This is a genomic window from Mesorhizobium sp. B2-3-4 (genome assembly GCF_006442315.1).
Lineage (GTDB): Bacteria > Pseudomonadota > Alphaproteobacteria > Rhizobiales > Rhizobiaceae > Mesorhizobium.
Genome location: NZ_VFVY01000029.1, coordinates 48,055 through 70,912, shown reverse-complemented (window position 1 = coordinate 70,912; position 22,858 = coordinate 48,055). Strand labels below are relative to the sequence as shown.

20 protein-coding genes are annotated in these 22,858 nt (G+C 64.5%); 11 read left to right on the top strand and 9 right to left on the bottom strand.

Features of this window, described 5'->3' with window-relative positions; genetic code table 11:
* Positions 1 to 26 precede the first annotated feature (26 nt).
* From FJ967_RS31020 to FJ967_RS31010, 3 genes are all read left to right on the top strand, one after another.
* The gene (locus tag FJ967_RS31020; protein WP_140736125.1) at positions 27 to 2,735 is read left to right on the top strand and encodes a hypothetical protein; all 2,709 of its coding nucleotides are present in this window, start codon (positions 27 to 29) and stop codon (positions 2,733 to 2,735) included.
* Positions 2,728 to 3,660 (top strand): hypothetical protein, encoded by a 933-nt coding sequence (locus FJ967_RS31015; protein ID WP_140736124.1) that lies wholly within the window; start codon positions 2,728 to 2,730, stop codon positions 3,658 to 3,660. Before FJ967_RS31020 ends, FJ967_RS31015 begins: the two co-directional genes overlap by 8 nt.
* Before the next feature lie 87 nt (positions 3,661 to 3,747).
* Positions 3,748 to 4,026, top strand: coding sequence for a hypothetical protein (locus FJ967_RS31010; RefSeq protein ID WP_140736123.1), 279 nt, complete (start codon positions 3,748 to 3,750; stop codon positions 4,024 to 4,026).
* Positions 4,027 to 4,038: 12 nt separating this feature from the next.
* Here the strand turns inward: FJ967_RS31010 and FJ967_RS31005 are convergent, their stop codons facing one another.
* Positions 4,039 to 4,959 (bottom strand): LysR substrate-binding domain-containing protein, encoded by a 921-nt coding sequence (locus FJ967_RS31005; protein WP_140736122.1) that lies wholly within the window; start codon positions 4,957 to 4,959, stop codon positions 4,039 to 4,041.
* 100 nt (positions 4,960 to 5,059) lie between these two features.
* On the opposite strand from FJ967_RS31005, the gene FJ967_RS31000 reads away from it, so the two are divergent.
* Complete coding sequence (locus FJ967_RS31000) at positions 5,060 to 6,274, top strand: TauD/TfdA family dioxygenase (RefSeq protein ID WP_140736121.1); 1,215 nt, start codon at positions 5,060 to 5,062, stop codon at positions 6,272 to 6,274.
* Between the two features lie 257 nt (positions 6,275 to 6,531).
* On the opposite strand, the gene FJ967_RS30995 is transcribed toward FJ967_RS31000, so the two are convergent.
* The gene (locus tag FJ967_RS30995; RefSeq protein WP_140736120.1) at positions 6,532 to 7,788 is read right to left on the bottom strand and encodes a hypothetical protein; all 1,257 of its coding nucleotides are present in this window, start codon (positions 7,786 to 7,788) and stop codon (positions 6,532 to 6,534) included.
* Positions 7,789 to 7,960: 172 nt separating this feature from the next.
* Here FJ967_RS30995 and FJ967_RS30990 point away from each other — a divergent pair, with 172 nt between their 5' ends.
* Complete coding sequence (locus tag FJ967_RS30990; protein ID WP_140736131.1) at positions 7,961 to 9,010, top strand: CapA family protein; 1,050 nt, start codon at positions 7,961 to 7,963, stop codon at positions 9,008 to 9,010.
* A 105-nt stretch (positions 9,011 to 9,115) separates the two neighbouring features.
* Positions 9,116 to 10,057, top strand: a complete 942-nt coding sequence (locus FJ967_RS30985; RefSeq protein ID WP_181176208.1) for a DUF3137 domain-containing protein — start codon at positions 9,116 to 9,118, stop codon at positions 10,055 to 10,057.
* A 41-nt stretch (positions 10,058 to 10,098) separates the two neighbouring features.
* Here the strand turns inward: FJ967_RS30985 and FJ967_RS30980 are convergent, their stop codons facing one another.
* Entirely contained in the window at positions 10,099 to 10,593 is a 495-nt protein-coding gene (locus tag FJ967_RS30980) for a DUF2314 domain-containing protein (protein WP_140736118.1), read from the bottom strand.
* 439 nt (positions 10,594 to 11,032) lie between these two features.
* Between FJ967_RS30980 and FJ967_RS30975 the strand changes: the two genes are divergently transcribed.
* From FJ967_RS30975 to FJ967_RS30965, 3 genes are all read left to right on the top strand, one after another.
* The gene (locus FJ967_RS30975; RefSeq protein WP_140736117.1) at positions 11,033 to 11,275 is read left to right on the top strand and encodes a DUF1344 domain-containing protein; all 243 of its coding nucleotides are present in this window, start codon (positions 11,033 to 11,035) and stop codon (positions 11,273 to 11,275) included.
* Positions 11,276 to 11,577: 302 nt separating this feature from the next.
* Positions 11,578 to 13,200, top strand: a complete 1,623-nt coding sequence (locus FJ967_RS30970; RefSeq protein ID WP_140736116.1) for an FAD-binding oxidoreductase — start codon at positions 11,578 to 11,580, stop codon at positions 13,198 to 13,200.
* 70 nt (positions 13,201 to 13,270) lie between these two features.
* Positions 13,271 to 13,894 (top strand): hypothetical protein, encoded by a 624-nt coding sequence (locus FJ967_RS30965; protein ID WP_140736115.1) that lies wholly within the window; start codon positions 13,271 to 13,273, stop codon positions 13,892 to 13,894.
* A 7-nt stretch (positions 13,895 to 13,901) separates the two neighbouring features.
* On the opposite strand, the gene FJ967_RS30960 is transcribed toward FJ967_RS30965, so the two are convergent.
* From FJ967_RS30960 to FJ967_RS30950, 3 genes are all read right to left on the bottom strand, one after another.
* Positions 13,902 to 14,423 carry a hypothetical protein gene (locus FJ967_RS30960; protein ID WP_140736114.1) on the bottom strand — a complete coding sequence of 174 codons (522 nt, stop codon included), beginning with the start codon at positions 14,421 to 14,423 and terminating at the stop codon, positions 13,902 to 13,904.
* Between the two features lie 163 nt (positions 14,424 to 14,586).
* Positions 14,587 to 15,717 (bottom strand): hypothetical protein, encoded by a 1,131-nt coding sequence (locus tag FJ967_RS30955; protein WP_140736113.1) that lies wholly within the window; start codon positions 15,715 to 15,717, stop codon positions 14,587 to 14,589.
* Between the two features lie 6 nt (positions 15,718 to 15,723).
* Positions 15,724 to 16,158 carry a hypothetical protein gene (locus tag FJ967_RS30950; RefSeq protein WP_140736112.1) on the bottom strand — a complete coding sequence of 145 codons (435 nt, stop codon included), beginning with the start codon at positions 16,156 to 16,158 and terminating at the stop codon, positions 15,724 to 15,726.
* A 739-nt stretch (positions 16,159 to 16,897) separates the two neighbouring features.
* Here FJ967_RS30950 and FJ967_RS30945 point away from each other — a divergent pair.
* Positions 16,898 to 17,836, top strand: a complete 939-nt coding sequence (locus FJ967_RS30945; protein ID WP_140736130.1) for a diacylglycerol kinase family protein — start codon at positions 16,898 to 16,900, stop codon at positions 17,834 to 17,836.
* Between the two features lie 93 nt (positions 17,837 to 17,929).
* On the opposite strand, the gene FJ967_RS30940 is transcribed toward FJ967_RS30945, so the two are convergent.
* Genes FJ967_RS30940 through FJ967_RS30930 form a run of 3 tightly spaced genes read right to left on the bottom strand, consistent with a single transcriptional unit; the run spans position 17,930 to position 21,671 of the window.
* Positions 17,930 to 18,847, bottom strand: a complete 918-nt coding sequence (locus tag FJ967_RS30940; protein WP_140736111.1) for an NAD(P)-dependent oxidoreductase — start codon at positions 18,845 to 18,847, stop codon at positions 17,930 to 17,932.
* Complete coding sequence (locus tag FJ967_RS30935; protein WP_140736110.1) at positions 18,844 to 20,058, bottom strand: mandelate racemase/muconate lactonizing enzyme family protein; 1,215 nt, start codon at positions 20,056 to 20,058, stop codon at positions 18,844 to 18,846. Before FJ967_RS30935 ends, FJ967_RS30940 begins: the two co-directional genes overlap by 4 nt.
* Positions 20,055 to 21,671 carry a GMC family oxidoreductase N-terminal domain-containing protein gene (locus FJ967_RS30930; RefSeq protein WP_140736109.1) on the bottom strand — a complete coding sequence of 539 codons (1,617 nt, stop codon included), beginning with the start codon at positions 21,669 to 21,671 and terminating at the stop codon, positions 20,055 to 20,057. Before FJ967_RS30930 ends, FJ967_RS30935 begins: the two co-directional genes overlap by 4 nt.
* Positions 21,672 to 21,909: 238 nt before the next feature.
* Here FJ967_RS30930 and FJ967_RS30925 point away from each other — a divergent pair, with 238 nt between their 5' ends.
* Positions 21,910 to 22,851, top strand: a complete 942-nt coding sequence (locus tag FJ967_RS30925) for a phosphoribosylaminoimidazolesuccinocarboxamide synthase (RefSeq protein ID WP_140736108.1) — start codon at positions 21,910 to 21,912, stop codon at positions 22,849 to 22,851.
* The last annotated feature ends 7 nt before the right edge of the window (positions 22,852 to 22,858 follow it).

Genomic DNA, 22,858 nt, shown 5'->3' with positions numbered 1-22,858 from the left:
CTGGGTTTTCGCATCAAGGGGCCTGAATGGCAGCCGTCGCATCGACCTCTCGACCAGGCATTGCTTCGCTGGAGGCGCCACGTCTGCCGCACTATCTCGCGGTCGGGCTGATCGCCGGCGCCATCATCGCCCTGCAGATCGCCGTGATGCGGGTGTTCGCCGTCGGCAGCTGGTCGCATTTCGGCTCGCTGGTGGTCAGCCTCGCCATGCTCGGCTTCTCCTTGTCCAGCGTCGTCATCTTCGCCGGCAAGGGCTGGTTCGACCGCCACTGGCAGGGCGCGGCGACTATAGCCCTGCTGCTGATCGGCCCGCTTGCCGTCGCCGCCAACCTCATTGCCCAGACGGTGCCGTTCAACGCCATCTTCCTGGTTTCCGATCCCCAGCAGAAATGGCGGCTGCTCGCCAATTTCCTGCTCTATCTCCTGCCGTTCCTGGCCGGCGCCTTCTTCCTCGGCATCGTCTTCCTGAAAAGCCGTACCGCCTTCGGCCGCGTCTATTTCGCCGACCTGACAGGCTCGGGTCTTGCCGGCCTCGTCGTGCTGGTGTCGCTCTATCTGTTCGCGCCCGAAACCATCATCGTCGTGCCGCTGCTTTTGTGGGCGGCCGGCTCGCTCTTGTGGTTTGCCGCGTTCGGCGCGTGGAAGAGCGTTGTCGCGGGCGCCGTCGTCGCGGTGCTGTCGATATCAGGCTACCTCTTGCTGCCCGGGCTTACAGGCATACCCGACATCACCGTCTCGCAATATAAGGGCGTCGCCTATGCCCGCAACTTTCCCGACGGCAAGCGCATCTACCGCAGCATCTCGCCCTTCGGCGACCTGCAGGTCTATGCCAGCTCCTACATGCATTTCGCGCCTGGGCTGAGCGACAATGCCGCCTTCGGCATGCCCGAGGTTCCGGCCAACAGCTATGTCGGCATGTATCGCGACGGCGACGGGCCGGAAGGCATCATGCGCAATCTGGCGCCGGCGGAACAGGTCTATTTCCGCTACCTGCCGATGCATTATCCCTATGTCATCAAGGACAAGCCCAAGACATTCGTCGTGCAATTCGGCGGCGGCATCTCGACCCAGGCCGCGCTCAATGCCGGCTCGACCTCGGTAACTGTTGCCGAGAGCAACCCGATGACGTTGCGGGCATTCCGCGATCCCCTTCTGAAGGATGTCACCGGCGATATCCTGGCCGATCCGCGGCTCAAGGTGATCGACTATGACGGGCGGCTGTTCCTCGCCAACACGATGGAGCGCTACGACGTCATCGACCTCAGCCTCGCCGACAGCGTCGGCCTGTCCAATCCCGGCGGCTTCGCCATCTCGGAGAAGTATGCCTACACGCGCGAAGCGATGCTGAGCTACATGCATGCGCTGGCCGATGGCGGCGTGCTGTCGGTGACCTTGTGGAACAAGGAAGAGCCGCCGAAATCGGTGCTCAAGCTCTATTCGACCATCGCCGAGGCGGCGAAGGCATTCGACCCCCAGGGCGCGGCCAACGATATCTTCGCCGTGTCGAGCTATCTCTCGACGACAACGGTTCTGTTCAAGCGCGGCGGCTTCACCGAGGCCGAAATCAAGACGCTGCGCGACTACACCAAATCGATGTCCTGGGAAGAGGTCTACTATCCAGGAATAACCTATGACGGTTCGGGCGCGCAAAAGGTGCTCGATGATTATCGTGCCTCGATCTTCGGCAGCGCACAGGACGCGACGCTGACGCAGCCGGCCGCCGATGCGACGGCGCCCGCCGACCCGACCGCCCCAGTCAACCCAGATTGCGATCCGACGGCCCCGGTCGATCCGACGCTCGATGCCTGTGCGGATGCCGCCGGCAATGCCGGCCCGCAGGTGCTGCCGGCGACCGAACTGCAGCGCATGACATGGCATGCACTTCTGACCGGCGGCTGGGAAAAGCTCGCCGCCGACTATGTTTTCGACGCCCATGCGCTGAGCAACGACCAGCCCTATTTCGCCGCCTATGTGAAGGTCGCCGACCTGCCGCGCACGCTCGACCGGCTCGATTTGTTCCAGGACGACTGGGGCTATCTGCTGATCTGGGCGACGCTCGGCATCGCCTGCATCACCGCGGCGTCGCTGGTGCTGCTGCCCATGATCTTCGGCTGGCGCATCGTCTTCTCGCGCTCGCGCGGCAAGCTCGGCACCATCCTTTATTTCGCCTGCCTCGGCCTCGGCTACATTATGGTCGAGGTCGGGCTGATCAGCCGCTTTACCGTGGCGCTCGCCAACCCGACCGTGTCGGCGTCGGTGCTGATCTCCTCGATGCTGGTGTTTTCCGGCCTCGGCAGCCTGTTCGCCGAGCGCATCTTCGACCGCGCCCGGACGCTGCTGCCTCTCGTGCTGCTGGCGGTCTGCGCGCTGCTCCTGGCCTATGGCTTCTATCTGTCGCCGGTGCTGGACCGCATCGGCGCCTATCCCTATGCGGCGCGGCTGCTGCTCTGCTTCCTGCTGGTGTCGCCGCCGGCCTTCCTGATGGGCATGCCGATGGCCACCGCCATGACCCGGCTGGCGCGGCTCGGCAAGGAACATCTTTTCGTCTGGGCCTGGGGCATCAATGGCTGTTTCTCGGTGATCGGTTCGGCCGCGGTGCCGATCGTCGCCACCAGCTTCGGGCTGAGCGCCGTGCTGCAATGGGCAGCGATCGCCTATCTCGTCGCCATCCCGGCCTTCTTTGCCGTGCTCTTGCCATCGAGGGCCGTGCCGATCGGGCAGCCAGCCCATGCCTGACCGTCGCGCCATCGTCGCCGGACTGCTGGCCACGGCGGTATTTCCAGCCACGACCGAGGGCGCCGGGTTGAAGAAGGCGATATCGGGCATCGTGCCGTTCAAGGCCTCGCCCTTTCCCTATCGCGGCAGACTGCCCGACGGCTCCGCGCCGTTTCTCGACGTCGATGCGAGCGGCCGCCATGGCCACACTTCGCCGCGCGGCGGCATCTACTGGGAAGACGAGACCTATTCCGATCGTTCGACGCTGCTCGCCGTTCCCAAGGGCTTCGATCCCGCCAGGCCGGCTGTCATCATCGTATTCTTCCACGGCAATGGCGCCACCTTGCAGCGCGACGTGGTCGGGCGCCAGCGCGTCGTCGCGCAGGTCGCGGCTTCAGGCCTCAACGCCGTGCTGGTTGCGCCGCAATTCGCCCGCGACGCGCAGGATTCCAGTGCCGGCAATTTCTGGACGCCGGGCTTTTTTTCCGGGTTCATGGCCGAGGCGGCGCAAGGCCTGGCCAGACTGACCGGCGCCGGGGCGGCAAAATTCGAGGCCATGCCGGTCGTGCTCGCCGCCTATAGCGGCGGCTACAACCCGGCAGCTTCGATTCTGAGGAACGGCGATATCGGTACGCGGCTGCTCGGCGTCATCCTGCTCGACGCCGTCTTCGACGAGGCCGACATCTTCGCCGACTGGATCGCGCGCCATCGCAAGCGTTTCTTCGTCAGCGCCTATGGCAAGTCCTCGGCCTCCGGCAATGCCGAGATCAGGCGGTTGCTGGCGGGCAAGGGCATCCAGGCGAGCGCCGACCCGCCGCGAGCACTGGAAGCCGGCACTATCGCCTTGCTCGCCTCGGACGCGGCGCATGACAGTTTCGTCACCAAGGCATTCGTCAACAATCCGCTGCAATGGCTGCTGGGCCGGCTGCATGGGTTTGCCCGCTAAGGGCCCGCCCTTGTCCGCAGGGCGAGTTCACCGTGGCGGCGGCATCGCGGTCTTGAAAGATCGCGCCTTTAAGGCTTAGTGCCAGCCATGCTTTTGATAGCCATTGTCGTGGCCCAGATACTGGACCCGCTCAGAATCCTGCTCGTCGCGATCGCCTATTTCCTCAGCCTCAGGGTCAGGCGGCCGGGCGCGGGCTGGCTCGGACTGGTTGCGGCGCTTGTCGTGATCGCCATGCTCTATCCCTTCGCCGTCCTTGGCCAATCCGGCGACATCGCCTGGACCAGCGGCGCGGTGGGCGTGATATCCAACGCGCTGATCACCGGGGCCGTGGCCGGGCTGCTGCGGCTGCAGCGCCGCTTCTTCTGATCGCGGCTGTGCTTATCGGGGCAGGGCGCCATCGATGCCGGCGCCGGCGGCCGTCACGAGCGCCGCCGCCACTAGCGCCGCGCGGCGGGCCTTCGGACCGTGTTCGGGCCAGACGATGCGGCGTCTGATGGTCAGGGCCGGCACCTCACGTGCGATCTCGACCAGATGGCCGGCGTCGAGATGGCGGCGCAGCACCAGTTCGCTGGCCAGAAGCGCGCCCATCCCGGCGATCGCTGCCTGCGCCGCGACAATGGTCAATCCGAAGCGCGGACCCTGGTCGATATCTTTCCTTTGCCGCCCTGCCGCCGTGAACCAGTCGCGCCAGGCCGGATAGACATCGTCGCCCATCATCGGATCGATATGCAAAAGGGGTAACCTGTCCAGGATTTCGGCTCTGTCCGGTCCGGCCCTGACCAATGCCGGCGCGCAGGCCGGGATCACCCGTTCGGTGAACAGCTCGAGCGCCTGAATGTCCGATGTGGAGCCCTTACGGTAGCTGATGGCAAGGTCGACGCCTTCCTGCGCCATCGCGTCGAGCGCGACGGACGTGACGACGCGGACTTCCAGCCGCCCCAGGGCCGGTCGCACCATGGCCAGGCGGGGCGCCAGCCACAGCGAGGCGAAGGAAGGATCGGCCGAGATGGTGAAGGTCTCGGCCTGCCGTTCGAAGCGCAGCCGGCGCAGGCCCGAGGCCAGCGCGTCGAAGCCGCGGTCGATGTCGGGCAGGGCGGCCTCCGCGGCGCGCGTCAACACGATGCCGTTGCCTTCGCGCCGGACCAGCCTGGCGCCGAGCCGCTGCTCCAATTGCCGGATCTGGTGGCCGATAGCGCCGGGCGTCACCCCCAGTTCCTCGGCGGCGCGCGTCAGGCTGCCGGTCCTGGCGGCAGCCACCAGCGCCCGTAAACCCGAAAGCGGCAAATCCCTCAGCATCATGTTTTGAGCTTACCTCAAAAGTTTGGGAAGGGAACTCGTTTGAATCAAGGCTTGCGGCTGCCTAGACTTGCCGAAGAAATTCAACCGCAGGGGACATCGGATGCTCGACACGCCAAAGCATGCAGACCAGCACATACCAGGCGCCATTCCGGCGACGCCGATCCGCGCCATGCGCGCCGAGGGCACGCGCGTCGCCGTGGATCTCGCCGATGGCGGCTCGGCAAAACTCTCGACGCGCTGGCTGCGCCTCGCCTGCGAATGCGAGCTGTGCGGCGACACCGCTTCCGGCAAGCGATGGCTGACGCCGGCCGATGTCGGCAAGACCGTCCATGCCGAGAGCTTCGACCTCTCCACACCTGGCCAGGTCAGCGCGATCTGGCAGGACGGGCATGTGTCGCGCTACGACGCGGCCGCGCTCGCCAGCCATTTCGACGGTTCGGGCCCGATCCGGTTCCAGCCGCGCCTGTGGAGCAGCGATCTATCCGGGCAACTCGGGCGCTTCGCCTTCGATGCGGTGGTGGCCGACGACGCGGCGCTGTTTGCCTCGCTCAGGGCGTTGCGCGACCATGGCATCGCCATGCTGACCGGCGTTCCCGCCGAGGCCGAGGCGACGGCGCGTGTCGCCGGGCGCTACGGGCCGATCCGCGAGACCAGCTACGGCAAGGTATTCGACCTGATTTCGCGGCCGGATGCGCGGGTCGCGGGAGAGACGGCGCGGGCGCAGATTCCGCACACCGACGAGCCGTTTCGTTATTCGCCGCCGGGCTTCATCTTCTTTCACGCCATCCGCACGGGTGCCGGCAGCGGCGGTACGTCGCTGATGGTCGATGGCTTTCATGTCGCCGAGCTGATGCGGACGCACTCGCCCGAGCTGTTCGATCTGCTGACGCGGCACGGCGTCACCTTCCATCGCGAGCATTCTGGCGAGGTCTTCTTCAGCGCCGAGGCGCATGTCTTCAGCCTCGATGCGGCGGGCGCCGTCACCGGCATTCGTTTCAACGACCGTTGCCTCGCGCCGCAATCAGCGCCGCTCGACCGGATCGACGACCTGACAGAGGCGCTGGCCGAATTGACGCGGCTGATCCGCGATCCGCAAAACCAGTTCCAGCACCAGCTGCAACCGGGCGAGGTGCTCGTCTTCGACAACCAGCGTGTGCTGCACGGCCGCACCGAGTTCGACCCGACGCTGGCGGTCAGGCATCTCAGAAGTTGCAACATCGATCGCGACGGCGTGCACAGCGCGTTCCGGTCGCTGGCGCGCCGATTCGCGCCCGAAGAGGCGGAGGCGGTGCTTTATCAGGGGGCGATTTTTTAGGTGCCTGTCGCATCGTTTGTTATTGGCTGAAGCCTAGCCAAACTTCGTCATCCTAGGGCGAAGCAGGAGCGAAGCTCCGTCGCGGAGACCCTGGGATCCATTCCGTGACGTTAACGGCAGAGCGCCGCGGAGCAGAATTCTGAACCGTAGCAACGCTTTGAAGTCCCGGCATGGATCCTATGGTCTGCGCCGCGTCGCTCCGCTCCTTGCTCCGCCATAGGATGACGAAGCGATAGGTTTCGCCCCACGATGGCCGCTCAGTTGAACCACAGCGCAAACGTCAAAAACCCGCCGCCGCTGAACTCGCGCTGGATCTGGTCGAAATCCTCGCTGGTCAGGATCTTGCCGCTCTCCAGATAAGGCGCGATGCCCGGGCCGGTGATCGACAGCACGAGGTCGAAGGGCTTCGGCTCGTCGAAGAAGCGCTTCATGTTGATGCCCTTGCCGGTGACGCGGAAATGCGGCAGCAGGGCACGGCCTTCGAGCAGGTCCTCGGCCATGGTCAAGGTGGCGAGCCAGGCCTGCACCTGCTCTTCTCCGACTTCGAGTCCGGTGAGCGGGTTTTCGCCCTTCTGCTGCGGGCCGGGCAGCCATTCGCGGTCATTGTCGGTCTCGGCGCGGATCGCCTTCCAGTCCTCGCGCGACAGCCGGATCATTTCGAGCAGTTCCTGGCGCGCCGCCTTGCGGCGCTCCGGCTCGACCACCGGCCAGTTGATCATGTGCACCATCGAGATGAAGTCGGCGATGCGCCACTCCGAGGCAAAGATGTTCGAGCCCATCTCGCTCGGCGGCGGCACGAGAATATTCTGCAGCGGCAGTTTAGCGCGCGGGAACAGCATGTGGAACGAGCCGTCGAAGGTGCTCCTGAAATCATGCGCCAGCCAGAAATCGGCCTGCGCCATCAGGAACTGCGCATAGCCCTGCAGCCAGTAGCCGTCGGCGCGGTCGAAGCGGAAGGTGAGCGAGGGCGCGGCGCCGTCCAGTGCAACGCTGCCGCGCGACAGCGCCGTCATGATAGCGGCCATGCTTTCGTCCGGCGCGATCGTGCCGTCCTCGTTGAGGTCGATGCCGACATGGGTGAGGTCGATGACCATGCCGATATCGGCACCGGCCGGCACCGAGCCCAGTGTCGCGGCGGATTTTCCCAGCCGGTCGCGGAAAGCGACGAGGATGGCGCGGAACGCCTCATAGGTCAGCGGCTCGGGATTGGGATTGGCCGGCACGGGGAGCTGCATCAGCGGCAGCATGAAGGATTGTGGGCTCTCGAAGCCATGGCGGTGCAGGCCGCTGGCCAGCAGTTCGAGCGCGGTGAAGAACTCGCCAGCGCCGGCGGCATAGGCCGATGCCGGATCCCCGGGCGCCGCAGTTTCCAGCGTCGACAGGGCGCTGTCGCGGGCGGCCACGGTCCTCGCCTCGAACAAAGCGGTTGCCGCTTCGGGCATGGCGGCCTGCGCGGCAGACACCGGCAGAAGCACAATGAAGGCGGAAGCCAGCAGGCTTGCCAGTCGTGTCATCTTTCCCCTCCCAAGCATTTGTCGTGGACAACCATACACGGATTTGCGGCTATTTGCGGCATCGCGCCTGTCACGGCCAATTTGGTGGTCCACATCGTTGCATGATTGCCGAGGGATGCGCTTCAACCCGACCCACGGACGGTTTACAGAAGGCAAACGATTGGGCGTAGCCGTGTCGAACTATCCGCTTTCCTACAAACTGTCCTGGCTGCCGCGTTTCCTGAAGCCGTCGCTGGGGGGCGACGCCAACGGGTTTGCGCCGGCATCGGCGACGCTGATGGAGCCGCCACCGGGACAGACGGTGCGGCTGGCCTTCATCGGCGATATCTCGGCGGTGGCCAACAGCCGTGCGCCGGAGTGCGATCCGGCGATCAAGGCGCTGCTTGGAGCAGCCGACCTGGTGATCGGCAATTGCGAAAGCCCCGTTGTCGACAGGCCGAGCGCGGTGCTGGGAACCAGGCTTGGCACGCATCATGCGATGAGTGAGCGCTTTCTGGCCGAAGCGCTGGCCGCGGTCGGGATCGACCGTGAAAAACTGGTGCTGTCGCTGGCCAACAATCACGTGTTCGACCAGGGCGTCGCCGGCTTCGAGGCGACGCTTGCGGCCTTGCGGCGGCTCGGCATCCGCGGCATCGGCCTGGCCGCCAATGGTCCGGTCGAACGGTTCACGGCCGGGCCGCTTGCCATCGGCTTCGCCGCCTTCACCCTCTGGCGCAATGCCGACGACAAGCTGTTTGCCGGCCGCGTCGCCATCGAAGGCGATCCGGCTCGCTGGCCACGCGCGGCGGGCGCGGGGGTCGATCTCCTCTGTGCCGTGCCGCATTGGGACTGGGAGTTCCGGCATTTCCCACGTGCCGAAACCAGGGCGTTGGCGCGGCGGCTGACGGCGCAAGGCGTCGGGCTGATCGCCGGCCATCATGCTCATGTCGTGCAGCCGGTCGAGCGGATCGGCGCGACGGTGGCTGCCTATGGGCTTGGCGATTTCCTCGGCACCGCTTTTGCCCGCCAGCCGTGGCCGGGGCGCATCGGCGGGATTTTCAGTGTCGATGTCAGCGCGGACGGTGGGACACGTGGGACAGTCGCGGCCTACCGACTGTATCCGTTTGCGCGGCTGCGGGTCGGCGACCACGAGCGGTTGGTGCCGATCGAGGCATTGGAGCGGACGATGAGAGAGAAGGCCGAGAGGCGGCTGAACGCGATCTTTCCTTCCGCCGCAAGGTGAGGGGCCTGCCGCGCCTATCATCGGCGGTTGGCGACTTTCCCGAAAAAGCGGGTATCATGAGGATAGCATTGGCTTGCGGGGGTGGCGGTGGAAACAGCGGATTTCATGCCGAGCGAAACGGTCATCGCCGGCATCCGGAAAAACATCGAGGCTTACGAGGCGGCGCGGGCGTCGGCGGTCCGACAAGTGCGCTGGCGGGTGCCGGTGTTCGTCGGCCTGGCGCTGATCGCGGTGGCGGTTGTCGCCTGGCTGTTCAACAAGGTCGCCGACCCAAACGAGCAATGGGTCTCGACACCACATGTGTTCCTCTATGTCATTGGTTTCGCCGCTTCTATCCTGCTCTATTTCCAGGCGGTGAAACCCGCGACGCGGCTGCAGCAGTCGTTCCGCAACACGCTGCTGCCGATCATCTTCGGCTTCATCAGGGATGTCAGCTACCAGCATGGCGAAAGGCCGAACTCGTTCGACCGGCTGCCGCGTGAGGCGGTCGGCCCCTTCAACCGGCAATCGTTCGACGATGTCATTTCCGGCCGCTACGATACGTTTCCGTTCGAGCTCTACGAAGCGGAACTGCGCGAAGGAACGGGCAAAGGCTCGTCGACCGCCTTCAAGGGGGTGATCGTCGCGTTCGAGGCAATCGAGCCGTTCGCGGGCATATTGGTGGCGACGCGGCGGTCCAATGCGGTGGTCGGGTTTTTCCGTGGGGTGTTCGGGTCCAAGATGCAGGACCTGCAATCGGGCGACGCCCTGCTCGACGCCGCCTACGAATTCCGCACCGACAATATCGAGGCGGCGCGGCCGCTGGTGACCGGCCGGCTGGCGCAGGCGCTGAGATGGCTGGGCGAAACCTGGCGTGACGATCCGGCGCGGGTCGCGCTCAACGGCAGCGATGGTTTCCTGCTCTTGCCGCAGGGCAAGAACTTCTTCGAACTGCCCGCCATTTCAGTGCCGCTGGATTACCAGACCCATGTCGCGCCGATGATTTCGGACATAGGCGCGATGCTGGCGACGGCCGCGCTGGTGCGCAAGGTCGGCGCCAGGGACTAAGCCGCCGACAGGCCGGTTCGAGGTGCTTCGGCTTGAGAGCCTCAGCAGTCGAAGCCGTATTTGCCGCGCATATAGTCCACCTCGTCCTTCGACATCCTGGTGAACATCACGCAGACGGTGAAGCTGCCGACCTGATGGCCGTCCCTGGTGTAGCCCCAATCGGAAATATCGGCGCGCGTGAACTCGATATTCTGGCCAAGCACGACGTTGCTCACTTCCTCGGGCTGGTTTGCCAATATGCCGACGAATCCCGTTTGCGTACGACGAAAGGGAATAACCCAGAAGTGCTCGGTGACGTTGCCGTCACGCACCTTGACCTTCAATTTGTACCTGTCCGTGCCGGCAGGAGGGGCTTCGGACAGGGCCAGGAACTCGTCGAGGCTGGCGAGTGCCTTTTCTGTCGCCGCCTTCATCTCTGGATCGCCGGGAGCAAAAATCAGCGTCTTGTCGTCACCTGGATCGGCGCCTTGCGCGCCAGCCAGGTCCGGCAAAAGCGCCAGCATCAGAGATAGTGTGGTGCGGACGGCGATTCTCATGGAAGTCCCCTGCATGGCAACGAATACAGCATGCTGTATTCGCGCCGGCACTGCAACCCTGGCGTGAATTTCGTTTCCTTCGGATAGAAGCCATGAGCCGGCCCGCGACATAAAATGTGTCCCGATGGAAAATCGGCGGGCTGTTTCGTGATGCGGCCAGGCCCGGATTGCGGCGGCCGCGTGATCGACGATGGCTTTCGGCCGCAATCGTCCAAGCGACTCTTTTCTTGTGCGCAAGAGCCTCCCCGCGAGGGCGGAGCGATTGTCGAAATTGAGGGGGTGGTGGCTATTGTGTCGGAATTAAGCCGATGATTTCCTTGCGAAAATACATCCAACGTGATTTGCCGACAGCTCGCTCTTCGCCCCAGTCTCGGGCCGTTCGGTGCCGCTCTCTCCCAAGGCGGCGCCGGAAAACCGAAACAGCACGGAGTGCTTTCCAATGAAGAAGACCCTCGCAACCACCGCTGCCCTGCTTGCCTTCCTCGGCACGGCCTATGCCGCGACCGTCCAGGACACCATCCAGGCGGTCGACCCGACGACCAAGTCGGTCACCCTCGACGACGGCAAGATCTACCAGCTGTCGCCCGAAGCGTCGGTCGGCAAATTGAAGGTCGGCGCCAAGGTGGCGGTGACAGTCGACGACAAGACCGGCATGGTGACGTCGATCAAGAAGGCTTCGTAGAGCATGAAATCCGGCGCTGGCTGAAAAGACGGCCAACGCCGCGCTGCCCCTCATCCACTTCACGGCAACTGCCCTCCCATAGAGGGCAGGGTGAGGGGCGGCACAATTCTTCTCCCGTCAGCGGCATGGAGCCGGACAAGGCCCCCCGGTACGGTTGCGACCGCGCGCTGCCGACGTGACAGCCATGCAATCCGCGTTGGAATTCGCCCCGTCGTGCCCAGGCACGCCGGGGCGCGCCGATGCCTGGACCGCGGCTGGTTTTTGCCAAAAAGCCGCGCTATCCCTTGGCCAATGGGGGGTCCATGGCTGAGGGACAAAAGGGATTTCGCCTGTCGCGGCGACTGCTGCTGGGAGCGGCCGTGTTCGGCGGCGCCGTGCTGTGGGGCGGCACCACGGTGGCGCGGCTGGCGCGCGGCCCGTCGGGGCCGAAGGACGCCGGGCGCATCGCCGACATAGACGGCATCGCGCTGCCGCTGAAGCCGATCGCCAACCCGCCGGCCTTCGACCCGTCGCTGCCCTGGCTGGCGAAAGGCGGCGACATCAACGACGCCAGCGGCCTATCGCGGACGCCGGTCTATGGCGTGGTCGAGGTCAGCGAGGAAGAGCATATCGCCAAGGCGCTGGCCTTCGCGCGCGCCAATGATTTGAAGGTGTCGCTGGCGGCCGTCCGCCATTCGATGGGCGGGCATGCCTTCGACGACAATGCGCTGGTTCTGGATCTCAGGAAATTCAACAAGGTCACGGTGGACACCGCGGCCAGAACCATGAGCGTGCAGCCCGGCGCGCGCTGGCACGATATCCAGAACATGCTGCATCCGCGTTTCGCCGTGAAGGCGATGCAGTCGACCGACATCTTTTCGGTCGGCGGCTCGCTGTCGGTGAACGCGCATGGCATGGACCACCAGGCGGGCTCGGTCGCCGGCTCGATCCGCTCGATGCGGGTGATGCTGGCCGACGGATCGGTGACAACCTGCTCGCCCACGGACAATAGCGACCTGTTCCGCCACGTCGTCGGTGGCTACGGCCTGTTCGGCGTGGTGCTGGAGGCGACGCTCGATATCGTCGACAACGCCGTCTACCGGACCTCACGCGAGATCATAAGATCGGATGATTTCCCGAAATTCTTCGCCGCGGTGCTGGAGCCGAACAAGGACATCGGCCTGTTCTACGGCCATCTGTCGACGGCGCCGGGCAATTTCCTCGAGGACATGATCGTCTATCGCTACGACAAGGTGGCCGAAGAGCCCCCGGCGGACCAGCCGGCGCTCGGCGAACCCGATGGCGTCGGCCTGAAGCGGGTGATCATGAACATGGCCAAGTGGGGCAGCGCGTTCCAGGAACTGAAATGGTTCACCGAAAGGACGCTGGAGCCCAAATTCGAGAGTTGTACGGTGGCGCGCAACGCAGCCATGGCCGAAGGCGAGGCCTGTCTCGTCACCCGCAACAACCCGATGCACGATTCGGTGCCGTATCTGTTCAACGACCTCACGGACGAGACCGACATACTGCACGAATATTTTATTCCACGCGCGGCGTATAATCCATTCATAGCGGAAGCACGCGAGATCCTGCGCAACCAGGATTTGCCGGTGCTCAACGCTTCGGTGCGTATCGTCCACAAGGAGGACGTCGCGCTCACCTATGCGCCGGAGCCGGCCTATTCGCTGGTGCTCTACATCAACCAGCCGGCCGATGCCGGCGGCAACGCCAAGATGCGGGCGCTGACGCAGGCGCTGATCGACGTGACGATCAAGCATGGCGGCCGGTTCTTCCTGCCCTATCAGCTGCACTATACGGGCAAGGAGCTGCTGGCGTCCTATCCAGAGCTGCCGGCCGTGCTGGCGGCAAAGCGGCGATTTGACCCGACGGAGCTGTTTTCCTCGACCTTCTACCGTGGCATCAAGGCGCTGAGCGGGGTGGCGTAAGTGCAGGTCCGGGAAACCGCGCAGTGCTTTCCCGGGGGAACTGTTCATGAATGAAGCAGGAGAACGGCCAATGCGCATGGTATCGGCGGCAGCCTTCATTCTTATCGCCTTGTGCGCTGGGTCCGCCGCGTCCGAGGACCTCAAGGCCTTCAGGCTGACGAGCGACGGCAAGACGTTGGACATCGATGCCGGCGAGAGCACCAAGGTGACGTTGCCGGACGGCAAACAGGTCGAAGTGAAGCTCGACAAGAACGATTTCGCCACCTTTTCCGGCGGCAGTTTCTCCTTCAATCATCCGAGCGGCATTTCGGTGACCAAGACCGATCTCGGCGAAAACATAACGCAATATCTGATGGCCTCGGCGCTGGGCACGATCGTGGTCGTGCAGGAGTATGGCAAGATGAATCCGGTGTCGCTCAACCAACTGATGCTGCAGGAGATGACCAAGGAATCGGTGCAGGCAGGCGCGGAGCTGACGCAGCAGCCGACCACGCGCAAGCTTGCCGACGGGAGGGAGCTGACCGGTATCCGCGCCGAAGTGAAGACGCGCACCGACACCGCGTATTTCGAGATCGTTGGCTATGGCCTGGCCGATCAGGGGCTGTTGTTCATCACGCGCGTCGGGAGTGGGGACCTGGGCACCGAACAGCCGCTGATCGACAAGTTCTGGGAGAGCCCGAAGGTGAAGATGTAAGTGAAGCCTACAGCCCCGTCGGTACCAGGCCGGCCAGCCAGTTCACCGAGCGCTTTGCCGCGTCGGCGGTGGCGGAAGCCGCGCGGCCAAGATCGGTCTTGACCACGGCATAGCCGTTCTTGGTGCGGTAGAGCACGCCGGTTCCGCCGTCGACCACCTGTTCATAGGCGACGGGCCGGGCGGCATCCGCCTCGACGGCCGTCGTCGGCGCGCCGACCGGGACGCTCGGCCGATGGCTGAGCTCGGGCGGCAGCGGTCTTTCTGTCCGAACGATCTTGCTGGCGGGCTTCAGTTCCGGGCCGGACGCGATCGCGGCCAGGTGCGAGGATGAGGCCGATCCCTTGGTGCGGCAGATGCCGGACACCAGCGGATAGTTGAAATTGCGCTCGTGCAGGATCTGGCTTTTCATCGCGGCTTCGCAGTCGGCGATGGTCGACCACTTGGCCGGCGTCTCTCCGATATATTCGCACAGCTTGGCGTCGCAGTCGCAGCCGACGATGGTCATGGCGACAAGGGCGGTCTTGATCACGGTCTCGTCCCTTCGAGATACCCCCCGGCAGCCCAATCAGGTGCATGCCGTCCGGCATGCGAAACTCGGCATTCCATCGCGCGCGAACAAGGCGGGATTTGGCCGCGATTGTGGAATGAGCGTGGCGGCTCGACCGATCCTGGTCAGGAGTGGCCGAAAAGCCTCAGTAATCGTAGACGTGTTCGAGCTTGGCACCTGCCTTCATCAGCGACGGCAGCACCAGATGCAGCTTGCGCACGGCCACCACCATGCCGGTGCGGCGCGTCGAGGCGTCCGCCGGCAAGGGATAGCTGAACAGGATGCGCATGCCTTCGGGAACGGCGATCGCGTCGGTCGACAGCATCGTCACCATGATCTCGTCATTGCCGCCGATCTCGACGAAGGAGACGCCCTTGTCGATCAGGCGCGGGATCATGTCGGTGAACACCTGGTAGCGCTTGGTGACGAAGATGGTGCCGTCGGCGCCGTAGTCGCGCTCCAGCAATGTGTCTGGCTCGTTGCGCGTGGCTTCCCCGACCGGTCCCCTGGCCCAGACGTGGATGTCGAGGAGAGCGGGATCGGAGGTGGCGGCAAGCGCCTTCTTGATCAGGTCGGCATAGCCCTGCTTGATGGTGTCGGCGAGACCGAAGGCGAGCTTGCGTTCGCTGGTGCGGATGGAACTGTCGCCAGGGGCTGGCTGCACCGCGAAAAGCCCGGCGCGCTTTTCGGCATAGGGGAACTGGTACCATGGCACCTGGTCGAGAAAGCCTGCGTAGTCGGCCGCCACCTTGGCCTGGTAGATGTCGGCGGCGGTGCGCCTGGCCGATGTCGCCTCGGTGACGCGCCCGACCGTGTTCTCATAGGCCCACTGCAGGATATGCTCGATCGAATGGCTGGTGCCGATGATGACCAGCATCTGGTGGTCGGCGTAGTTGAACTTGTGGGCGGAACTGGCGCGGATCACCATTGCATAGTCCTGCCAGAAGCGGCCGACATACGACCAGTAGGGAAAGCCGCTCGGCTGGTCCTTGGCGACGAAGCCGGCATATTCGCGCGCGGCGTAGACGATCGCCCATTCGGGGTAGGTGAGGAAGGTCGATTCCTCCGGCCGCTGGTAGCCGGGGATCTCGGCGCGCACCTTGTCGGCCAGCACCTTGGGCGGCGCGCCGTCGGTGATGCCCGGCAGCGGGGTCTTGTCGAGCGATGGCGTCGTCAGGAAGCCATAGGCCAGCCCGGCGATCGGGATCAGGGTGACGATGACGATCAGCCAGAGGATCGTCTTGATGATGCGCTTTATCCAGCGGAACAGGAACATGGCCGGTCAGGCCGTGGCAAAGTGGTCGTATACGCGCTTCGACAGCCAGAAGCCGATATAGACGGCGATGCCGCCAATGACGATGTGCGGCAGGTTGGCGAAGAAGCGGGCGGGGAGTTCGATGTCGTTGAGGGAGCGGAAGCCGCTGATGAAGATGCCGGCATCGAGGCAGCCGGAGCCGGTGATCAGCCCGAGCACGCCGTCGAACAGGTAGACCGAACCGAACAGCTTGAAATAGAACACCGCCTGGCGGTGCGAGATGAAGGCGGCGGCCAGCGCCCAGACGCCCGAAAAGGCGTGCAGCAGATCGTCATACCATTGCAGGGAGAACAGGCCGAACAGATTGCCGTTGGCATCGTTGAAGGCCGGAATGTAGCCGATGGCCACGACCGCGAAGAACAGGAAGGCGTAGGCAACGGCAAGCTTCTGGATCAGCGTCATGAAGTATCCCCCTCCGAAAGCCCGTTGCAGACGGACCCTGACGACGCAGCGATACTAACCGATTTTGACGCGCGGTGAAGCGGGGCGCGCAACTTCGCCGGGAAAGAACTTGGAGGAGGCCAAAAGACAGTCGGCGCCGGGATTTCTCCCAGCGCCTCCCTGTCAGATCAGGACACGGTCGCGGCAGCAACTTCCGTAAAGTCGTCGCGCCATGCCGGCCTTGATTTTGACGGTCCTGCCAGTCCGCCACCCGAGAGCAGCGTCCGTTCGGGACCTCGCCGGTCTCCGCCCTTGCGGGCTTTGCCCTGCGGCCATCGAAGGTTTTTGCCGTCCTTCATGGCAGCATCGGTCCGCCGTCGGCGTTGGCACGCTTTCCGCGGCCCCGTAGGTCTCGGCTTCCGTCCCTCGAACAGGCAAGCCTGCTCTTGTTCCGGGCCGTACGGGCCTCAGGAAATCCGCCTTTCACTTTCGCCTTTCGGCTTGATGATCGGTAGCCGCCTGAGATGGGTTGAACTTACGCCGGGTAAGGGCCTTGGGGAATGGCCGTGCCCCTGTGGATAACGGGATTATCGGGGACCGATGCCAGAAGCCAAGGAAATTCAAGCGCGAAGACGTTAGACAGCCTGCCCGCTTTTTCGATGCCCATGCGCGCCGGTGCCCCTTGCTCCGCCGGGCGGTACGGGTTTGAATGCCGGCAAAAGATCGGGTTCTCCATGCCCGGCGCCGGGAGGGCGAGAATTTGAAGGTCGGGGTGGTGCTCAATCCGATTGCCGGCGGCGGCCGGCTGAAGCGGCATTGGCCCGATGTCGCCGCCGCGCTGAAAAAGCATTTCGGCGATTTCGAACTGCGCGAGACGCAGGCCGAGGGCGACGCCGAGCGGCTGGCGCTAGACCTCGCCGCAAACGGCTTCGATCTGGTGATCGCGGCCGGCGGCGACGGCACGGCCAGCGAAGTGGCCGACGGCTTGCTGCAGGCCCGCGAGGAGGGCGGCAGGACAACCGAGCTCGGCGTCCTGCCTTGCGGCACCGGCATCGATTTCGCGCGCGGCCTCGGCCTGCCGAAGGAGATCGATGCGACGCTGAAGCGGATCGCCGAGGCCAAGGCCAGGGCAGTCGACGCCGGGCGCATCTGCTACATAGACGACCATGGCGCGCTGGCCAGCCGGCACTTCATCAACATCGCCAGCCTCGGCCTGTCAGGCGCCACCGACCGAGCCGTCAATGCCGACAAGCGCAAGGGCAGAATGTCGGCCAAGGCGCTGTTCCTGTGGCGCACCGTGGTCGAGTTCATCCGCTATCGCTTCCAGCATGTGCGGATCACCGTCGATGACGGCGACCCGGTCGAGGCACGCATGGCGCTGGTGGCGGTGGCCAACGGCAAATTCTTCGGCTGCGGCATGATGATCGCGCCCGATGCCGAACTCACCGACGGACAGTTCGACATCGTCATCCTGCGCGCGGCGGGCAAGCTGAAGCTGATCTGGGATATCAGGCTGCTCTATGGCGGCCGGCATCGCAACCACCCGGCGATCACCATCCTGCGCGGCAGAAAAGTCGTCGTCGAGCCGCTGGGCGATGTCGAGAAGAACGGCGCGCTGGTCGACATAGACGGCGAGTCGCCCGGGCGCATTCCGGCGACTTTCGAGATGCTGCCCGGCGCGCTGACGCTGAGATATTGAATCAAGCCGTTGCCGGAATGATTCAAGTCTTTTCGAAACTGAATCCGGCTATCTATTCAAGTAAATGAAATTGCTTGGTTTTCCAACTTCCAGTCAGATTTCCAATTTGGCTGGAAAGCCTGTCGCGCGCAGGTCAGTGCCGACCGCGTCCTCGAGCAATTTGACGATCTGGGTCGACCAGGCATCACCGCCATAGGCGGCCTTGCCTTGCTCGAAAATCGCGTTGACGCGCGTGGCCAGGTCGAGCGGCACGCCCGACTGTTCGGCCATGGCCAGTGCGAAGCCGAGATCCTTCAGCGCCAGGTCCATGGTGAAGCCGATGTCGTAGGAGCCGTTGAGCACGAGCTGGCTTTCGGTCTCGTGGACGAAGCTGTTGCCGGAAGAGGCTGATATGGCGTGGTAGGATTGCGCGAGGTCGAGGCCGCCCCGTTTGGCCAGCATCAGCGCCTCGCCGGCGGCGACGAGATGGATGAAGGCCAGCATGTTGGTGATGACCTTGATCACTGCCGCCGAGCCAATCGGACCCATCAGGAACGACTTCGCGCACATCGCTTCGATGGCCCAGCGGTGACGTTCGTAGAGGGCGGCATCGCCACCGACCAGCGCGGTGATTTTTCCGGCCGCCGCCAGATGCACGCCGCCGGTGACCGGGCACTCCAGTGTCTCGATCCCCCTGGCCGAGGCGAGGGCGGCGAGGCGCACGATCTCGTCGCGGCCGTTGGTCGACATCTCGATCCAGGTGCCGCCCTTGGGCAGGCCGTCGAGCAGGCCGCCAGGGCCGGCCAGAACGGCTTCGCTGACCTTCGGCGAAGGCAGGCACGTGATCGCATTGCCGGCGCGTGCCGCCGCCCCGGCTGGGTTGTCCGCGGCCACGGCCCCGAGCGCGACGAGGCGCTCTGCAGCAGCGGGATCGCGGTCGAAGACGGTGACGGCAAAGCCGTTGCGGACCAGGCTGGCGGCAAGGTTGCCGCCGAGATGGCCAAGGCCGATGAAGGCGTAGGCTTCGCTCACGGCATCAGCGGCGTCTGCATCATCTGCAGATGCAGGTCCTTGCCCGTATAGGGGTGCGCGTCGCAGACCGCCTCGTTGAGCTCGACGCCCAGCCCCGGTTCCTTCGAGGGGATGACGTTGCCGTCCTGCCATTCGATCTTCTTCTTCAACAGCGTGGCGTGGAAGCCGTCCCACTGCTTCAGCGATTCCAGGATCAGGAAGTTGGGCAGCGTTACCGCCAGCTGGATGTTGGCGGCGCCGACGATCGGGCCGCAATAGCAGTGCGGCGCGACCTGGATGTGGTAGGCCTCGGCCATGGCGGCGATCTTCTTGGTTTCGAGAATGCCGCCGGAGCGGCCGAGGTCCGGCTGCAGGATGGTGGCGGCGCGGTTCTCGATGACGCGGGCGAATTCGGATTTTGTCGTCAGCCGCTCGCCGGTGGCGATCGGGATCGAGGTCGCGCGGGCAACTTGGGCCATAACCTCCGGCATGTCGGGCGGCACCGGCTCCTCGAACCACAGGGGATCGTAGGGTTCGATGGCGCGCGCCAGGCGCAACGCGCCCGATGCGGTGAACTGGCCATGCGTGCCGAACAGGATATCGGCGCGGGTGCCGACCGCCTCGCGGATCGCCTTGATCATGCGGGTGGAGACGTCGATGTCGAGCAGGCGCGGCTGGTGGCCGTCGAAGGCGGTGTAGGGGCCGGCGGGGTCGAGCTTGACGGCGTTGAAACCCTGCTCGACATATTCGAGCGCGCAGGCGGCCGCCATTTCGGGATCGTTGTAGACATTCCTGCCGTCCGGCGCGTCCTCGGAATGGACGCTGCCGGTGTGCGGATAGAGGTAAGTGTATGAGCGCAGCGTCTCATGCACCCGGCCGCCGAGCAATTTGTAGACCGGCTTGTTGGCTTCCTTGCCGATAATGTCCCAACAGGCCATTTCCAGCGCCGAGAAGCAGCCCATGCCGGACACGTCGGGTCGCTGGGTGAAGCCCGAGGAATAGGCGCGGCGGAAGAAGTTCTCGATGTCGTGCGGATCGCGGCCGACGAGGTAGCGTTCCGCCATGTCCTCGATCATTTTCGCCGTGACATGGGCCGAGAAGGTGGCGTTGTAGGCCTCGCCATAGCCGACCACGCCGCCATCGGTGGTCAGCTTGACGAAGATGAAATATTTGCCGCCGATGCCGGGCGGCGGGTTGCCGACAACCCAGGTCTTGACGTCGGTGATCTTCATTTTTGGTCCTCCAGAACCAGTTCGGCGCCCTTCCATCCGGTCATGACGGAGGCTGCATTGGTGTTGCCGGTGATGTTGTCGGGGAAAATCGAGGCATCGATGACGCGCAGGCCTTCCAGCCCGTGCACCTTGAGACGCGGGTCGACGACGGAACGCGCGGGATCAGGACCCATGCGGCAGGTCGATACCGGGTGATAGACGGTGCCGGAGCGTTTTCTGAAATCGGTGATCAGGTCCGCGTCGGACTGGATCGATGGGCCGGGCAGCACCTCTTCGGCGATGATCTCCGCCATGGCGGGCATCGAGGCGATCCTGCGCACGAATTTCACCGCGGCCAGCATCTCGTCGACATCGGCATTGGTCGAATAGGCGTTGGCGACGATTTTCGGATAATCGAGCGGATTTCTCGAGCGGATCATGATCTCGCCACGGCTCGAGGGACGGCAATTGGACAGGCCGATGGAGAAGCCCGGCCAGGGGTCGGGCGTCAGGATCGGCCGCTCGCCGCTCTTGGGAATGACGGTCGAGAAGGCCTGGAAGTAGAGCTGCATGTTGGGGCGCGAAAACCTCGGGTCGGTGCGGAAGAAACCGCCGCCATGGTTCATCGACAAGGATAGCGGTCCGGAGCGCGTCAGGATGTATTGCATGCCGACCAGCAACTTGCCCCACCAGGGGCGCAGGATCTGGTTCAGCGTCGGCAGCTTGCCCTTGAAGGTGTAGTTGATGCCGACATGGTCCTGCAGGTTGGCGCCGACATTCTCGTTGGCATGAACCACGGGAATGCCCAAGCCTCCAAGCAAGGCCGAAGGGCCGACGCCGGAAAGCTGCAGGAGCTGCGGCGAGTTGATCGAGCCTGCCGAAAGGATGATTTCGCGGCCGGCGCGCGCCGTTTTCGTCTGACCGTTCTGCAGATATTCGACGCCGACCGCGCGCTTGCCCTCGAACAGGATGCGGCTGGCGAGCGCATTGGTCTCGACGCGCACATTGGCGCGCTTCATCGCCGGGCGCAGGAAGGCGCGGGCCGCCGACATGCGGCGCCCGTTCCTGGTCGAGATCTGGTAGATGCCGACGCCTTCCTGGGCCGCACCGTTGAAATCGGGATTGAGCGGTAGCCCGGCCTGCTGGCCGGCGGCCAGATAGCGCTTGGTCAGCGGGTGGACGGCATTGGTGGTGTCGCTGATGTGCAGCGGGCCGCCGGTGCCGCGCCATCTGTCGGCGCCGGCCTCGTTGTCCTCCAGCGCCTTGAAGGCCGGCAACAGATCGTCATAGCCCCAGCCGGGGTTGCCGGCGGCACGCCAATCGTCGAAATCCTCGCGCGCGCCCCGGATCCAGACCATGGCGTTGATCGAGCTCGAGCCGCCGAGCAGCTTGCCGCGCGGCCAGTGGTCGACATTGCCGCCGAGGCCTGGATCGGCTTCGGTCTTGTAGTTCCAGTTCACCGCCGGATCGAAGAAGGTCTTGCCGTAGCCGAGCGGCATCTGCACGTAGAAGCGGCGGTCGGTGCCGCCGGCTTCCAGCACCAGCACCGAGAAACGGCCCGAAGCCGAGAGCTTGTCGGCAAGCACCGAGCCGGCCGAGCCGGAACCGACGATGATGAAATCATAGGTCTGCATGATGGAAATGGGCGGCTCCTGAAAAACAGGGCGCAGCCTAGACGCCACCGGTTCGCCGCGTCGCCGCGCCTTCCGGCATCGGTTGTGAAAAAAGCGACTGGTCTATCGGGCCGGGTTGCGGGGAATACCGACAATCGCGCTTGATATGCACGGGCTCGACGGACTATGCGGAGTTTTCCGAAAGTCTGCGACGTCTCGGAATCAAGCCCTGGTCACTCTGCGGAAAGCGGGAAATCACATGCGCACCCTGTCGGACGCTTTCATTCCCGAATTGCCTGGCTATTACAAAGGCAAGGTGCGGGAAAACTACGACCTCGCCGACAACAGGCGCATCATTATCGCCACCGACCGCCTTAGCGCCTTCGACATCATCCTGACCTCGATTCCGTTCAAGGGCGAGATCCTCACCCAGACGGCGCGCTACTGGTTCGAGGAAACCGCCGACATCTGCCCGAACCATGTGCTGGAATATCCCGATCCGAATGTCGTCGTCGGCACGCGGCTCGATATCCTGCCGGTCGAGATCGTCGTGCGCGGCTATCTGGCCGGGACCACCAGCACGTCGATCCTGACCCGCTACAAGCGCGGCGAGCGGGAGATGTACGGGATGCGCCTGCCGGACGGTTTGCGCGACAATGAGAAACTGGCCGAGGCGGTCATCACGCCGACCAGCAAGGCGGCCGATGGCGGCCATGACGAGCCGCTGTCCAGGGCCGAGATCATCGGGCAGGGGCTGCTTACGCAAGCGCAGTGGGATACCGTTTCGGACTACGCCTTGAAGCTGTTCGCGCGCGGCCAGGCGCGCGCCGCCGAGCGCGGGCTTATCCTTGCCGACACGAAGTACGAATTCGGAACCGACAAGAACGGGACGATCATTCTGGCCGACGAGATCCATACGCCTGACTCCAGCCGCTACTGGATCGGGGCGAGCTATGAACAGGCGCTGGTGAACGGCACCCGGCCGGAGAGTTTCGACAAGGATTTCATCCGCTCCTGGGTAACGGCACGCTGCGACCCCTACAAGGACCCGATCCCGAGGATTCCGGACGAGATCGTCGCACAGGCCTCTGGGGTTTACGCGCAGGCCTATGAGGCGATCACGGGCAAGGCCTTCGTCCCTGATGTTTCGGGGGGTACGGTTCTCGATCGTGTCCGAGCTAACCTCGCGCGCTATTTCTAGCGGCTGG

What these genes read in the sequence shown, in the direction of transcription:
- FJ967_RS31020 (WP_140736125.1), top strand. Translation starts at nt 27, where the DNA reads ATGGCAGCCGTCGCATCGACCTCTCGACCAGGCATTGCTTCGCTGGAG.
- FJ967_RS31015 (WP_140736124.1), top strand. Translation starts at nt 2,728, where the DNA reads ATGCCTGACCGTCGCGCCATCGTCGCCGGACTGCTGGCCACGGCGGTA.
- FJ967_RS31010 (WP_140736123.1), top strand. Translation starts at nt 3,748, where the DNA reads ATGCTTTTGATAGCCATTGTCGTGGCCCAGATACTGGACCCGCTCAGA.
- FJ967_RS31005 (WP_140736122.1), bottom strand. Translation starts at nt 4,959, where the DNA reads ATGATGCTGAGGGATTTGCCGCTTTCGGGTTTACGGGCGCTGGTGGCT.
- FJ967_RS31000 (WP_140736121.1), top strand. Translation starts at nt 5,060, where the DNA reads ATGCTCGACACGCCAAAGCATGCAGACCAGCACATACCAGGCGCCATT.
- FJ967_RS30995 (WP_140736120.1), bottom strand. Translation starts at nt 7,788, where the DNA reads ATGACACGACTGGCAAGCCTGCTGGCTTCCGCCTTCATTGTGCTTCTG.
- FJ967_RS30985 (WP_181176208.1), top strand. Translation starts at nt 9,116, where the DNA reads ATGCCGAGCGAAACGGTCATCGCCGGCATCCGGAAAAACATCGAGGCT.
- FJ967_RS30980 (WP_140736118.1), bottom strand. Translation starts at nt 10,593, where the DNA reads ATGAGAATCGCCGTCCGCACCACACTATCTCTGATGCTGGCGCTTTTG.
- FJ967_RS30975 (WP_140736117.1), top strand. Translation starts at nt 11,033, where the DNA reads ATGAAGAAGACCCTCGCAACCACCGCTGCCCTGCTTGCCTTCCTCGGC.
- FJ967_RS30970 (WP_140736116.1), top strand. Translation starts at nt 11,578, where the DNA reads ATGGCTGAGGGACAAAAGGGATTTCGCCTGTCGCGGCGACTGCTGCTG.
- FJ967_RS30965 (WP_140736115.1), top strand. Translation starts at nt 13,271, where the DNA reads ATGCGCATGGTATCGGCGGCAGCCTTCATTCTTATCGCCTTGTGCGCT.
- FJ967_RS30955 (WP_140736113.1), bottom strand. Translation starts at nt 15,717, where the DNA reads ATGTTCCTGTTCCGCTGGATAAAGCGCATCATCAAGACGATCCTCTGG.
- FJ967_RS30950 (WP_140736112.1), bottom strand. Translation starts at nt 16,158, where the DNA reads ATGACGCTGATCCAGAAGCTTGCCGTTGCCTACGCCTTCCTGTTCTTC.
- FJ967_RS30935 (WP_140736110.1), bottom strand. Translation starts at nt 20,058, where the DNA reads ATGAAGATCACCGACGTCAAGACCTGGGTTGTCGGCAACCCGCCGCCC.
- FJ967_RS30930 (WP_140736109.1), bottom strand. Translation starts at nt 21,671, where the DNA reads ATGCAGACCTATGATTTCATCATCGTCGGTTCCGGCTCGGCCGGCTCG.
- FJ967_RS30925 (WP_140736108.1), top strand. Translation starts at nt 21,910, where the DNA reads ATGCGCACCCTGTCGGACGCTTTCATTCCCGAATTGCCTGGCTATTAC.